The sequence below is a fragment of the Vibrio mytili genome, assembly GCF_000830505.1.
In the GTDB taxonomy this organism is placed as follows: Bacteria; Pseudomonadota; Gammaproteobacteria; order Enterobacterales; family Vibrionaceae; genus Vibrio; species Vibrio mytili.
Genome location: NZ_JXOK01000065.1, coordinates 1 through 14,127 on the forward strand (window position 1 = coordinate 1; position 14,127 = coordinate 14,127).

The 14,127-nt window shown below is 44.7% G+C and carries 13 protein-coding genes and 3 pseudogenes; 3 read left to right on the forward strand and 13 right to left on the reverse strand.

Annotation, left to right across the window (positions count from 1 at the left end; all coding sequences use genetic code 11):
• From SU60_RS16680 to SU60_RS16690, 3 genes are all read right to left on the reverse strand, one after another.
• Positions 1–322: hypothetical protein (locus SU60_RS16680; protein ID WP_041156623.1), on the reverse strand; the 322-nt coding region annotated here is incomplete at its 3' end.
• Between the two features lie 158 nt (positions 323–480).
• A complete protein-coding gene (locus SU60_RS16685) occupies positions 481–945 on the reverse strand; it encodes a hypothetical protein (protein WP_041156521.1) in 465 nt (154 codons plus the stop codon).
• Between the two features lie 656 nt (positions 946–1,601).
• Positions 1,602–1,988, reverse strand: coding sequence for a tautomerase family protein (locus tag SU60_RS16690; RefSeq protein ID WP_041156522.1), 387 nt, complete (start codon positions 1,986–1,988; stop codon positions 1,602–1,604).
• Positions 1,989–2,109: 121 nt separating this feature from the next.
• Here SU60_RS16690 and SU60_RS16695 point away from each other — a divergent pair, with 121 nt between their 5' ends.
• Positions 2,110–3,264: an IS110 family RNA-guided transposase gene (locus SU60_RS16695; RefSeq protein ID WP_041156523.1), complete on the forward strand. Its 1,155-nt coding sequence runs from the start codon at positions 2,110–2,112 to the stop codon at positions 3,262–3,264.
• 14 nt (positions 3,265–3,278) lie between these two features.
• Here the strand turns inward: SU60_RS16695 and SU60_RS21775 are convergent, their stop codons facing one another.
• Both SU60_RS21775 and SU60_RS16700 read right to left on the reverse strand, forming a co-directional pair.
• Positions 3,279–3,476, reverse strand: a complete 198-nt coding sequence (locus SU60_RS21775; protein WP_128814706.1) for a hypothetical protein — start codon at positions 3,474–3,476, stop codon at positions 3,279–3,281.
• Between the two features lie 318 nt (positions 3,477–3,794).
• Positions 3,795–4,136 carry a hypothetical protein gene (locus SU60_RS16700; protein WP_041156524.1) on the reverse strand — a complete coding sequence of 114 codons (342 nt, stop codon included), beginning with the start codon at positions 4,134–4,136 and terminating at the stop codon, positions 3,795–3,797.
• Between the two features lie 238 nt (positions 4,137–4,374).
• Between SU60_RS16700 and SU60_RS22795 the strand changes: the two are divergent.
• Positions 4,375–4,543, forward strand: a pseudogene (locus tag SU60_RS22795) (phage integrase N-terminal SAM-like domain-containing protein); the annotation flags it as partial.
• 59 nt (positions 4,544–4,602) lie between these two features.
• Here the strand turns inward: SU60_RS22795 and SU60_RS16705 are convergent.
• From SU60_RS16705 to SU60_RS16740, 8 genes and pseudogenes are all read right to left on the reverse strand, one after another.
• A complete protein-coding gene (locus tag SU60_RS16705; RefSeq protein ID WP_041156525.1) occupies positions 4,603–5,076 on the reverse strand; it encodes a DUF2947 domain-containing protein in 474 nt (157 codons plus the stop codon).
• Positions 5,077–5,089: 13 nt separating this feature from the next.
• On the reverse strand, positions 5,090–5,677 hold the full coding sequence (locus tag SU60_RS16710) for an HD domain-containing protein (protein WP_041156526.1): 588 nt from the start codon (positions 5,675–5,677) through the stop codon (positions 5,090–5,092).
• Complete coding sequence (gene rimJ, locus SU60_RS16715; RefSeq protein ID WP_041156527.1) at positions 5,670–6,263, reverse strand: ribosomal protein S5-alanine N-acetyltransferase; 594 nt, start codon at positions 6,261–6,263, stop codon at positions 5,670–5,672. Before rimJ ends, SU60_RS16710 begins: the two co-directional genes overlap by 8 nt.
• A gap of 36 nt (positions 6,264–6,299) precedes the next feature.
• Entirely contained in the window at positions 6,300–7,844 is a 1,545-nt protein-coding gene (gene tyrR / locus SU60_RS16720; protein WP_041156528.1) for a transcriptional regulator TyrR, read from the reverse strand.
• Between the two features lie 100 nt (positions 7,845–7,944).
• Positions 7,945–8,985 (reverse strand): YcjF family protein, encoded by a 1,041-nt coding sequence (locus tag SU60_RS16725; protein ID WP_041156529.1) that lies wholly within the window; start codon positions 8,983–8,985, stop codon positions 7,945–7,947.
• Positions 8,982–10,358 (reverse strand): YcjX family GTP-binding protein, encoded by a 1,377-nt coding sequence (locus SU60_RS16730; RefSeq protein WP_041156530.1) that lies wholly within the window; start codon positions 10,356–10,358, stop codon positions 8,982–8,984. The genes SU60_RS16725 and SU60_RS16730 overlap by 4 nt, the downstream gene beginning before the upstream one ends.
• Positions 10,359–10,547: 189 nt before the next feature.
• Entirely contained in the window at positions 10,548–10,733 is a 186-nt protein-coding gene (locus tag SU60_RS16735; RefSeq protein ID WP_041156531.1) for a hypothetical protein, read from the reverse strand.
• A gap of 202 nt (positions 10,734–10,935) precedes the next feature.
• A pseudogene (locus SU60_RS16740) lies at positions 10,936–12,452 on the reverse strand (fumarate hydratase).
• A 280-nt stretch (positions 12,453–12,732) separates the two neighbouring features.
• Here SU60_RS16740 and pabB point away from each other — a divergent pair.
• Positions 12,733–14,105: pseudogene (pabB, locus tag SU60_RS16745) on the forward strand (aminodeoxychorismate synthase component I).
• Positions 14,106–14,127: the final 22 nt, after the last annotated feature.

A 14,127-nucleotide genomic window follows, 5' to 3' on the forward strand; every position in this document is an offset into this window, starting at 1 on the left:
CTCGTTTTTTCAACAACGACGTAATGTCTTTTTTGACCTCATCCGAGAGGCGTTCGAACTGCTCTGGTGCAACCAAATTTTCTTCACACATTAGCATGAGCTGAATAAATGCCTTATTGCGAGAATGACCATCAAAGATAAGCTTCATCTGCTTTTCTGACGTTTTGGAATACTGACACATAAAATGAAACCTTTCTCCTGCCAGTTCTGACTCGTCAGTAATAGTATCAATGACTTCGTTCAGTTGTCTCGTGCAATACAGCTGAATTGCTTCATTTTTGATTTCGCAAAAGACTTTCCAATCAGACTCTTTGATACTCATGCCAACCTCCATACAGTTCCATTTTTCAGCATAGAGCTGACGCCCGCTTAAGGGTGAGCAACGCTACCACTACACCAAATTATTACACCGTAAACACAAAAGCCAAAAAAAACCAAAATCGCCAAGCGTGCGAATCCGTCTTAAAGCGTTTGTTAGCTTTAAGCTGATAGCCCCACCAGAATTAACACATAACTATTATGAAAGGCGTGAGTTAAGAAAGCGACTTTTGCACCCTCAGATGTAGATACCTTTTGCCACACCTGAAAACCGAGACAAAAAACAACAAACGGGGCAAGCGTGAACAATCCCCACAATGGATGGCTTAAAGAGTGAAGAACTGAAATAGACAAGGCAACCAAACAAGCGACCAATAGTATATTTTGCATGAACTTCTGAGCTAACCATATGAGTAGGACTATTAGTATCGTTTCTACAAATGGAGCGAATAGAATCAAACCAAGCGCATCATAAAGGGAGAACGATAAGTTCTCATTAGGCGCTTCTTCAGGCAAGCCAACGAAAAAATGATACAAACACGCTAAAACAAAGGCAATACTGGCACTTAATACCGATGCTTTAAAGCTATATGACATTTTTGAATCATTAATTTTAAATAGGAACATACGTACCCTTTTTAAAGCTAACGCCCTGTTAGGTAGTGAGGCACGCTATGCAAATGCTTCTGCACTACTCCGTAGTCACAAAACTAACCGCAAACCCAAAAATGCCACGCGTGCCGAATCTGCTTGAACAGTTTGTTAGCAATTTAACTAAACGAAGCCCCAAAGCCATCAAATATACATTGAAACTCCCAACCTTTTGCCACCATAAAGTCTAACCATTGAACAAGGATGTCTTTGGTTACCGTTGTCGGGTGAGAATATCCTTCAACAAACCATGAGAGGTTAATAAACCCCTCACTTCTGATCAGTGACTCATAGTTTCCAAGAGCATCGTTTAGTTGAATGGCTGACGCTTTATTTGGACATAAGTAGCTAAATTCTAGAACTAACTCTGTTTCGTTGGTGACTCCATTACTTATTAATTAAGCCCAAGTCTCATCAAGCATGTTCAGCCGATTTTCTAAATTCAATTGATAACCACTCAACTTCAATTTCTCCTTGATTGCTAACGCCGCGTTAATAAGTAGTGAGCAACGCTACCACCTAACATAAAACATTGTGCCGTAAACACTAAAGCGGATTCAAACCAAAACTGCCAAGCGTTGCGAATCTGCCTTAAACGCTTTGTTATACGTTTGTTTCCACCATATCCACAGCTAGACATTTACCTTATATGTTAGGTCTTTAACGTCATCTCCGGTCATGCCACGAAAACCCCAGCAGTGTGGTGGTTGCTCCTTGATCGTGATTTCGATGTCTACAGGAGAAATACCCAAGCTAGATTCGATATTGGCAAAAAGTGTCTTTATAAGAGCTTTTTTAGTTTCAGCTTTACGCCCTTCCATCATATTGATTTCGATGACTGTATAAGCATCCGTACGACCTTCTGGATAATAGAAGTCAGACTGATCGAGTGGAACAATTCTGTGAGCGCGCTTGCTTTCGGGCAGACTCAACACTTGTGTCATAGTGGCTTGAATTACATCAGATAATTGAGCCTTGATCGGGTTCAAATACTCTTTGATTCCATATATTACTACCACCGTTCCTCCTTAGAACATATAGACATAATGACCCCCACGAGGTGCTAGCCTCCAATATCGCGGGTTAGCTGAAAGCCAGAGCCATAATTAGTGTGTCAAACAACTAAATTTGGAGGCTAGCATGAATAACGATAGCATAATTTTCATTGGCTTAGATACACACAAATCGTTTATCCAAGTCGCTGTTTTACAAGATCACCGGGGAGCCAATATACAGCACTTAGGGCGGATCAAGTCCAATAAGTCCGCCGTGATAAAACTGGCTCAACAGCTGCAATCTAAGTACCCGAAAGCAACGCTGCATTTTGCCTATGAAGCTGGACCATGTGGGTACTGGACGTACCGCTTACTAACCAGCCTTAGACATTGTTGCTATGTCATCGCCCCATCACTTATTCCCAAGAAAGCTGGCGACCGCGTCAAAAATGACAAGCGAGACGCCGCAAAACTTGCCAAGTTGTTAAAGGCTGAAGAGCTCACGCCAATATATGTTCCAGAAGCTGAAGATGAAGCCATTCGATATCTCTCTCGAGCCAGGGAAACCGCCATGAAAGATCTCAAAGATGCCGAGTTTCAACTCAAAGGTTTTCTTCTTCGCAACAATATTCAAGCCACGGTGAACGATAATTGGTCCAAAAAGCATCTACGATGGTTGACCGACCTCATTCTTCCTCACCATAGTCAGAAAATCGTTCTACAAGAGATGATCATCACCATCAGTGAACGAATCCAAAGGCTTCAAAGGCTCGATAATGAACTGCTCCATCAAGTAAAGAACTGGCGCTATTATCCTGTTGTCAAAGCCATCCAAGCCATGCGTGGTGTGAGACTACTTGTTGCACTAGGTACGATAGCCGAACTGGGCGATTTACGACGATTCGACCACCCGAGAAAACTCATGGCTTATCTTGGACTCGTCCCCACAGAAAACTCCAGCGGAGGCAAAACTCGGCGCGGAAGCTCAACCAAATGCGGCAATAGTCGAGCAAGACGATTGCTGGTTGAAGGTGCACACACCTACAAGCACAAAGCTAACCTCTCCGCAGAGCTGCAACTCAGGCAGGAAGGCCTGCCCAAAGAGATCGTTGACATCGCTTGGCAGGCTCAACAACGGTTATGTCGTCGTTATCAACGCTTGCTACAAAAAGGTAAACACAGAAGTATCGTGGTGGTCGCCATCGCCAGAGAGATGATCGCTTACATCTGGGCAATTGCTCGGGAGGTGGTGATCAGCAACGTTGATCCCAAAACACGAATTGCCAGATTACCAGCATGAATAAAGAACAAGTGTTATCGCATTGGATGAAACATCGGGAGCGGCACAACCACCGACGGCGTTAGGACGGCAATAGAGCGCAAGCTGTATTGAACCACGAGCATAGACTGAAGACAGGTGCCACGACGGAACAAGTAAGGTAGGCTCTGCTCACCAATAAGTGAGTAATCCACGTATATCAGCATGAGAACCGACGACATTACTTGCTTCATCTGTGCGATAACACTCTCTATTGAACAACAAAGGCTCTGGAAATACAGGAGCAGAAACTTCTACGTTTTAATTGACAGTGAGGGTCATATCAACGCCCAATTAAGGTGTGAGGCGCGCAATACGGTGCTTCCGCATACCACCTTAACCACTAAAACCAACGCATAGTAAAATGCCACGCGTGCCGAATCACTCTTAAATTGTTTGATACTCATTGAGCCTTCTCCTCCAACTTAGCCTCTCGACTAAGCTGGAAGGCGACGAAACCAAAACGGAGAAGACTCTATGAGATTCTATAACAAGCAGCATAACTATTACTGTTATGTGCGTGCTTCACCATTAACTGAACTAAGGTATTCTGCTAATGCTTTGGCTCTAGACTTTGCTATATACAATCCTATTGGCTGGCATAACACAATAGCCAAAATGAAAAAGCTCAGAGCTACATTTTCGTAGACAAAACCTATTACCACATTAATAGAAAGACCTATCATCACTACGATATATCGCCAGTATTCCATTTTTAGTTCGTAAGTATTTAGCTCAGCGTTGTGAGTTATTGATACTGGAAAAGAGAATAGAGAAAGATTAACAAAAATGTTCTTGTTACGTATTTTTGCTTTAAAACCACGTTTTAGTAACTCTTCTAATAACTTACTCATTCGAAATCCTTTTAGAACCTTTTAGCACATAACGCTTTCTATACCGCTTTTAGTCGTCTTTCAGCCAAACGTTGAATTAAACTAGTTTCACATACTACCACCTATGTATATGAAACTCATGTAGATATAGTGTGAACCTCTGTGCTCATACACGCATTTATATGGCTAAAAGCAGGTTAATTCCTGAGTGAGTGCTCATTTAAAAACACTGTACAAAAAAACAGATTCATTACACCTTATGAAATCCCAATTTCTACTTAGCTTGAAAGAACATAAGTTAATTCGTCATTACTCGAACAAACTATCGAAAGCTACCTATTTTGGATTAAGCGTTATATTGTTTTTCTTTACAGGGATTTTTCCAAACACCGCTGTCTCTTGATATGAAATTTCAAAGCCCACTATCAAGCCTTTAAAAAAACAAAAGCCACCGATTAGGTGGCTTAATAACATTTAAATAGTAGAACTAATGGCGTTCACCGAGTTTGACGTTACCCTTTGAATCAAACCATAGGGCTTGGGAACGGCGGCGACCGATTAAAATTGGTCCGTCATCGTAGAATAGAAAGTTTTTCCAATGCTTTTTGAATATTGCCCATTTAGTTTCGACAATGTTGTACTTCTCGTAACAGAAATAAACCGTCACATCATCTTGCCAATCGATGTGTGCTTCTACATCTTCTGGTAATTCAGGCTCATCGGATTCCCACTCGGCCATCCAACTGGCTTGAGATGTCCAGTTTGAGTCTTTCATCGGCCAATCTTGAGCACTTAGTCTGTCCATGTCTGGACTTTGAGCACTGATGTTCTCTTTCCAAAATTGAGCTGCTCGAGCCTGAGTCATTGGCTTAATCTGAGCTAAGTCTTCTTCCGGTACCGGCATCGACTGGTGGGTAAAAATCCATTTTCTTTGGTATTGGTCCAAAGGCAAATAAGACATTCAGTCTCCTTTATTACGACTTCAGCCATCCTTTGTCGGTGGCTTCTTCAATCATTTCTTTGGCTTTGTCCCAAAGTGAAACAGAGCCAAGTTCAATTCTTTTATTTACGGTAAGCACTTGCTCTTTTGTTACACCGTGCTCTTGCCAACTTTGGCCATTGTTATGAAAGTTCAAAAGCATGGGTATCAGACGGTCTAGCGCTTTGGCATATTTTGCATCGTCTGTTTCTGCGGCTTCAAATTCATACCACAGTGTCAGTAATTCTTCACTTTGATCGCTCGGCAGTATACCAAACAAACGCTGCGCTGCTTTGCTTTCTTTTTCCGCTTGCTTTTCTGCTGCAGCAACATCGTAGACAAACGTATCCCCAGCATCGATTTCAACAACATCATGGATTAAGAGCATTTTCATGACTCGTGAGATATCGACAGGCGCGTTTGCATGCTCTTGCATTAAAACCGCCATCAAAGCAACATGCCAACTATGCTCCGCGCTGTTTTCTAAACGTCCATCAGCACTTTTGATCCTTGTACGTCGCAGTACCGTTTTTAACTGGTCTAACTCTATGAGAAGCGTTAACTGCTTTTCTAATCTATCCATGTTTACGTGCCTCGGGCTGCCAATTTGGATTAATCAATGCAGTTAAGATATGGTCTTCCCAACGTTCGTTGATCAACAGGTAATCTTTTGCATACCCTTCTCTGTTAAATCCTACGTGCTCTAGCACCGCTTCACTACGTTTGTTACGTGGCATATAACCCGCTTGAATTCGATGCATTTTTTGAACATCAAACATGTAATCACACGCCATTTTCAAACCTCGACGCATGTAGCCATGCCCTTGCGCGGTTTGAGAAAGTGAATAACCAACATTGCATGAGTAAAACGGAAATCTCGTCAGGCCACTGAAGGAGATCGTACCCAGCATGCTTTGAGTCTCGTGATCAATGAGCAAGCAATAGTAACCGAGTCCCAAGCGATGTAGTTCGTTGAGTTTAATCAGCTTTTGCAACCAACCGTTGACAGTAAAGAACGCCTCCTCTCGCTTAGGCTCAAAGGGCTTTAAGTACGTTCGATTGGTGTTAAAGTACTCGGCGATCATATCAGCATCGCCAATTTCGGCAGTTCTGAGCAGTAAGTCGCCGTCCAACTTATGTACGGCGACGGATGAGCTTTTATCTTCCATTATAGATGTCGACTTCCATAGACTCATGAGCTTGTCTTAGTTCTTGCGAATCCCATAGTCACGCAACTTATTTGCAATAGAGGTGTGAGATACATTGAGGCGTTTTGCTAATTTACGACTTGATGGGAATGATTGGTACAAACGCTCGAGAATCTGCGATTCGTAATCTCGCATGATCTCATCCAGTGAGCCATCCAAATTGAGGGTCGCACTACTTCCCCCAACTGACTGAGGTTGCGGTAGGTTGAAATGCTCAGCTTTCAAAATCGGCCCGTCCATTTCTGTGAGCGCACGCAGCACCATGTTGTCTAACTGACGCATATTCCCCGGCCATTGATAATTAACCAACGCATCCACCAGCCCTTGATCAAACTCTGGCTTATCGAGCCCCAACTGTTGAGCATGCTTAGTGACAAACAATTCCAACAACGGTGCAACATCGTTAGACCGCTTACGTAATGGCGGAATCGTTAATGTGAGTACGTTAAGCCGATAATAAAGATCTTCTCTAAAACGCCCCGCTTCGGACAACTCGGCCAGATTGTGTTTGGTAGAAGCAATAATTCGGACGTCGACGTGCATTTCGTCTTCTGCTCCAACACGGCGGAAATTACCATCCTGAAGAAATCGCAGAAGCTTTATTTGCAGGTGTGAACTCATTTCACCGATTTCATCAAGGAAAACCGTACCGCCGTTTGCCTGCTCGAAAATACCTTTGTGCCCTTGCTCGTGGTTAAATGAGCCAGGAGCATGACCAAACAGCTCGGTTTCTGCAACATCATCGGGCATGGAAGCACAGCTCAGGACCAAAAAGGGTTTGCTAGCTCGGCCAGAACGACTATGACAAGCTTTCGCAAGCATCTCTTTGCCGGTGCCGGTTTCTCCTTCGATCAACAGAGGTTGGTCCAAAACAGATAGCTTCTTAGCTTGGGTCATTAAAGCTTTATGGCGATTAGATAAGCCAACAAAGTGCTCAAAACCTAACGGGTTGTGCAGTGGTAGAGTTTCATCCACTTTTGCCACCTGCTGACTAGAGCGTATTGTCATCAGAGTACTGGCTAATGTCGAGTTTTTCGCTTCATCTCGAATATACACCGGCATCAGTTCCAGCACGTAATCTAATCCGTCGAGGACAAGGTTTTCACGGGTACGTGTATTCACACCCTCTGACCAACGTGAAAAATGAACACTCGGTAGCAAAGCTCCGATTTGCGTTCCTATCACCTCTTGCTTGTCCAACCCGAGTAGTGATAACGCCGCCATATTCGCCATGTCAACAGCCCCTTTAAGATCAATGGCAAACACTGGATCGGGTAAATTATCGACCAACGAGAGCAACTCAGTATTGTGTCGCTCCATGGGCATAAATTGAATTTTACGTACGTCTTTTACCCCAGAAATACGGCGTATTTCTGCCATCAACTCACTAAAGGTATCAAAGTCGATATCTGGGCAGTTCAAGTAGATGATGCCACTGATATCAATTTCGATACCTCGTAAGTCGATACTTTTAGACGCTAAAATATCGAGCAGTTCTCGGGTAAGACCGAGTCTATCTTCACATAAGACTTCAAGACGCACTGAAAATATCCCAATTCACAACTGTCAGGAAAAGTTGACAGTAGTTTCTATCAACCAAAGTATGGCGTCAAGCAGTGCTATCGTTCAAAAGTGATATTGGTTAAGGTTTCATCGTGATTGATGCAACTTTCGCCACAATGGCTTTTCGAATCGTACCAAGCTTGACTTGACGATCAGGGTGCCATGGTAGTGGACGTAACAGCGCCATGGCTTTTAGACCTAAACGTGCGGTGAGAATACCAACGCCTAACCCCTGCCCTGCGCGCGCCGAAACTTTCCCTGCAAGATCCATCGACATGAGATCCATACCTGCATCTATTGCCAGTTCGCTGGCTCCCGCCGCCGCCATGTTCACGAATACTGCTTTGAACAATTTGATGCGCGACGCGTAGCCTAACTCGACACCATAGACTTTTGATAGGTTGTCGATCATTTTAAAGTTGCGCCACGCCACCAGCAACATGTCTGCCGCGGCAAGTGGACTGACCGCCACTAAGGCCGCAGATTCGGTAGCGTGCTGAGAAACGATTTTCGTCGCGAGTTTATCTTGTTGAGTCACGACCATTGAGTCATACATATCAAGAATTTCAGCGTCACTGTGTGCCGGATTAACACTGTTTGCCCATCGATCAAAGCCAGGATTTTCAGCCAGTACGCCACTTTCCTCAGCGACTTTTTCACAAAATGCTTTGCCTTTTCCCACGCTGTCGCTACGAAGAAGCGCTTCACTTTCCTCTTGGACACTAAAGTGATTTCTCAGTTTACGCAACTTCCACAGCTCTTTACCAATCGCGCCAACGCCAAGGCCCGCGAGCGCTGTGATTAATCCAGTCCAACCTAGTGCCAGCCAATCGGACGTTTGAACCGCGGTAATCACTGAGTCGACGGCCTGCCACCCGACCAAGCCAGAAAAGGTCGTCAGCACGCCAGTTGCTAACCACTTGCGACCGGGTTTAGGGCGAATCACATGTTCGAGTTGCAGTTCAGGATTACTTTCTGTTTGCTCTTCTTGAACCGCGACGGGCACAAACGTTTCACGATCGGTGAAGGCTTTTTGTGCGGTCAACTCCTCGAACTCATTACGGCGTTCATCTTTTAGTTCTTTTTCAGAGAAGACTTGCTTCTTTTTAAACTCATTCATTTCAGCTTGTCTCCAATCAGATACTCTAACGCTTTATCTAAACGTATATGCTTCATTGGTTCATCCATTGACGAAGGCATTGGACGAAAGGAGGTGAAGTCAAAGCCACTGTTTTGCCAATACGCAGCGTTCGGTAATTTTTTAGGTACTTCACCAGGGAACATTGTTATCGACTCACCATCAAGCGTAGTGCCTTGCAAAGCCGGAATATTTTTATCTCCAGAGTTGATAAAGCCAGGGGTCGTAGCCTGAATAGACGCTATACTCATGCAGCTCATCTCTATATTTTCGTAGGCGGCAGTCTGCCACGCTGGATGCACCATTTGCTGAAGTAAAGAGACTAAGTTTGGGTGCTGCTCTGGAGTTACGTGGTCAGCTTTGGTTGCAGCAAAAAGTACTTTGTCGATCTTGGGTGAAAACAACCGGCTCAAAAAGCTGCTGCGTCCATATCGAAAACTGTGCATGATTTGCTCTAGCGCTTGACGCATATCGTAAAACGCTTCATCTCCAGCATTTAACGGCTGCAAGCAGTCAACTAACACGATTTGACGATCGAAGGTCGCAAAGTGATGCTTATAAAACGCCTTCACAACTTTGTTTTGATACTCATGAAAGCGAGCTTCAAGCATGGCTAAATTACTGCCTTTGATAGGTTTTTTTTCCGCGTCAAATTTGCATGGAAAGAACTGAAGAACGGGGGCGCCTGATAATTCGCCAGGCAACACAAAGCGACCAGGCTGTACCCAATGCAGCCCAGCGCTTTTGCAGCAATGCAAATAGTCAGTGTAAGCGTGGGACACTTTTTCCAGCTGCTTTTCATTCACGGTGTCATTGAGATCCACGCGGTCTAGCTCAGCAAGCCATGTTTGGGCTAATTCACCTCGTTGGCCTTTAAGCGCATTAAATTGCGTCTCCGACCATGTTGCAAAGTCCATGTCCAACAGAGGCAAATCCAATAACCACTCCCCCGGGTAGTCGATGATATCAACGTTGAGTACGGCGGTCTTGCTCAAGAGTTTTTTGGTGGTTTTGTTCGGCTTATATTTGAGCGATAAACGAATTTCACTCACGTCGCGAGTTGGGACTGGCCATTGAGGTGGCATTGCATGAACTTGACTGATCGCATCATCATAAGCAAAGCGAGGTACCATCATATTGCTTTGAGGTTCGCGCTTTGCACCGATCAGACGTTTATCTCTCGCCGCAACAAGCAACGGTAAGTTATCGTGAGTCGCCGTATGAAGAAGTTGATTCACGAGAGAGGTAATGAATGCCGTTTTACCGGCACGGGATAACCCTGTAACGGCAATTCGAACATTAGAATCCATGCCACGGCTGATAAAGTCATTCACTTCTTTTGTTATTCTTTTCATGCTTTTTTATTTATCTCACTCGTTTTGTCATGTCATACCAGTATGAGTCTAATTTTACATACATTAATCACAGATGAACAAACTGCACACCACAAGTTGCAACAGCCTAAAACAAAAAAGCCCCTGATGAGTTTCAGAGGCTTTGGTGTTCTGACTTTTGGCTCATTATTCAAGCCTGAGCGGAATACCCTAATCGTCTTCAATCAGCTTAAAGATAACGAATAGCGCAATTTCCAAGATAATCGCCAGTACACAGGTAATCGTGACGTATTTTTCATCAAAGATACTGATTCCGTGAAGAATCAAGTCATAGCCAACAAAGCCACCCACCACAACAGCAAGAATTATTTGTAAGATTTGTATAAAACGAGGCATGCCGTCTCCTAATTATTGTCTGCATAACGCCACACCATTATGCATGAAAAGCTTTATTTAAAGTATATAGACAAAAAGTGCAGATTTCGCTGCACTTTTGTCAAGTGTTTGCTAAGTAAATCAGCACCTTGTCACATTCTCAAACTTGAGAACAACAAAAAGCTCACATGGCGTTGCCATCCCGACGTAAACGCTAACCTAATTATGCTTCCATTTCTTGGATTTTCACTTTCCAAGTATCTGGACCAATCTGGTGCGCATTGACGCCATTTGAATCTACCGCAACGGTGACTGGCATGTCTTCGACTTCAAATTCGTAGATGGCTTCCATACCCAGGTCTTCAAATGCGACCACACGTGCTTTCTTGATCGCTTTTGCCACAAGGTATGCTGCACCACCGACGGCCATTAAGTACACCGCTTTGTGATTCTTAATCGATTCAACGGTCGCAGGACCACGCTCCGCTTTACCAATCATCCCCATAATGCCAGTCTGATCAAGCATCATGTCAGTAAATTTGTCCATACGAGTTGATGTCGTTGGACCTGCGGGACCAACAACTTCATCGCCTACTGCATCAACTGGACCCACGTAGTAGATAAACTTACCGTTAAGATCGACGCCTTCTGGTAGGCCTTCACCACTTTCGAGCATGCCCTGAATGCGCTTATGCGCGGCATCACGACCGGTAAGAATTTTACCGGAAAGAAGTACCGTCTCACCCGTTTTCCATTGTTGGACGTCTTCTTTAGTGACAGTATCCAAGTTTACACGACGCGTATTTTCACCCGCTTCCCACGTGATGTCTGGCCAATCTTCCAGTTTAGGTGGCGTAAGCTCTGCTGGACCGTTGCCATCGAGAGTAAAGTGAACATGGCGTGTCGCGGCGCAGTTCGGGATCAGACACACTGGTTTAGAAGCGGCATGCGTTGGCGCTGTTTTGATTTTGACGTCGACAACTGTCGTCAATCCGCCAAGACCTTGTGCACCAATGCCAAGTTTGTTGACACGATTGAAGATATCCAAACGAAGTTCTTCTTCCGCATTTTGCGGACCACGGTCGATCAGTTCTTGAATATCGATGTGTTCCATCAGAGATTCTTTTGCCAGTACTGCAGCTTTTTCTGCCGTACCGCCAATACCAATACCAAGCATACCCGGTGGACACCAGCCTGCCCCCATCGTTGGTAATGTTTTTTCTACCCATTCGGCGATATCGTCAGATGGATTGAGCATCACCATCTTAGTTTTGTTTTCACTACCGCCGCCCTTAGCAGCGATCTGGATTTCAACTTTATCACCCGGCACCATATTAATGTGAACAACTGCGGGTGTGTTGTCTTTAGTATTAATACGTTTTCCTGCTGGGTCCATCAGAACCGATGCACGTAACGGGTTATCCGGATTCGTATAAGCTTGGCGAACACCTTCATCTACCATTTGTTGAACCGTCATATCGGTTGAGTCCCACTGAACCCCCATACCGATATTGACAAAACACGTTACGATCCCTGTGTCCTGACAGATTGGACGGTGGCCTTCTGCTGACATACGGGAGTTAATTAGAATCTGCGCAATCGCATCTTTCGCGGCTTGGCTTTCTTCGCATGGTAGGCTTTTTCAAGGGCTTGAACAAAGTCTAGGGGGTGGTAGTAAGAAATATACTGTAGCGCATCAGCGACACTGCTGATGACATCCTGCTTACGAATTACCGTCATTACATGCCTCGTTATCGTTTTGCTTCCATTATCGGCTGAGCTTCGTCGTGTTTGTTATTCTGGTTACTCTATGAGCTTCATTTTTATAAACATTCGTTTTTAATGACTGATTGTCGAATGAGTAAGAGCGAAACACGAGTGACTGAAGTTGCCTTCTTTATAGTAAAACCTTCTCTGAACCCTTTGTATAGAGGAGGTTTGGCTACACGGAGGAATATGATACTCTTGCTGCCCATGACATGCCATGCAGTGAACGATCTCTTTGTCACAAATTACAAAAATGAATAACTCGGACAATCAATTCATTGATTTTAAAGCGTTGGATTACGCACCAGATTTCTCTCTCGAACTGTTTTCTCGCATCCAACACCAGCCATGGGCGATGTTGCTTCGCTCCGCTTCCGAGACCCACATCGATAGCCGATTTGATATTCTCGTTGCGAACCCGATCGCTACATTAGAAACGGTTGGTGAGAGCACCCAAATCAAGACACCGTCAGAAGACCGTGTATCGAGTGACGATCCATTTACGCTACTCAACCAAATTCAGCAACAATGGTTACCTCATGTCACGCTTAGCCCTGAATGGGATATACCCTTTGCAGGCGGCGCTTTGGGTTACTTCAGCTATGATTTAGGGCGTCGTGTTGAGACCATGCCTGAGATTGCCAGCAAGGATCTTGACACACCAGACATGGCCGTTGGCTTGTATGAATGGGCACTCATCGTCGATCACAAACTGAGAACCGCGTGTTTAGTTGGACAAAACATCACACAAGCATGGGATTGGCTCAACAAGCAAACAGCCCAACCTCAAAGCGAGTTTAGTTTGGCTGGAACATGGCAATCCAACATGACTGAATCGTCGTACGCAACGCGTTTTGATCGTGTACAAGAGTATTTGTTGAGTGGAGATTGCTATCAAATTAACTTAGCGCAACGTTTTCATGCAGCGTATACGGGTAGCGAATGGCAAGCCTACCTCAAACTTGAGTCGGCCAACCAAGCCCCTTTTTCAGCGTTTATTCGCATGCCTGAATCTTCAATTCTAAGTATTTCACCCGAGCGTTTTCTGGAACTGAAAAATCAAGTCATCGAAACCAAACCGATCAAAGGCACTCGTCCTCGTAGCTTGATGAAGAACAAGATAAAGCAAACGCTCACGAGCTAAAAACGGCTGAAAAAGATCAAGCAGAAAACCTGATGATTGTGGATCTTCTTCGAAATGATATTGGCCGAGTGGCCTCGCCAGGCAGTGTTCATGTACCAAAGCTATTTGATATCGAGAGTTTCCCTGCGGTGCACCATTTGGTGAGCACCATTCGCGCCAATTTAGACATCCAATACTCGCCAGCGGATCTGCTTCGTGCGTGCTTCCCCGGAGGTTCTATCACCGGAGCACCGAAAGTACGTGCCATGCAGATCATCGAGGAACTGGAACCACACCGTCGCAGTGCGTATTGCGGCAGTATTGGCTATATTTCTCGACATGGCCGTATGGATACGAGTATCACTATCCGGACGTTGGTGGCAGAACATCACCATCTTTATGCTTGGGCTGGCGGTGGTGTTGTGGCAGATAGTGATTGTGCATCCGAGTATCAGGAAACGCTGGATAAACTGTCGAAGATTCTTCCCGCATTGCAGTCATGATAACGGCTCTACTGCGATTATT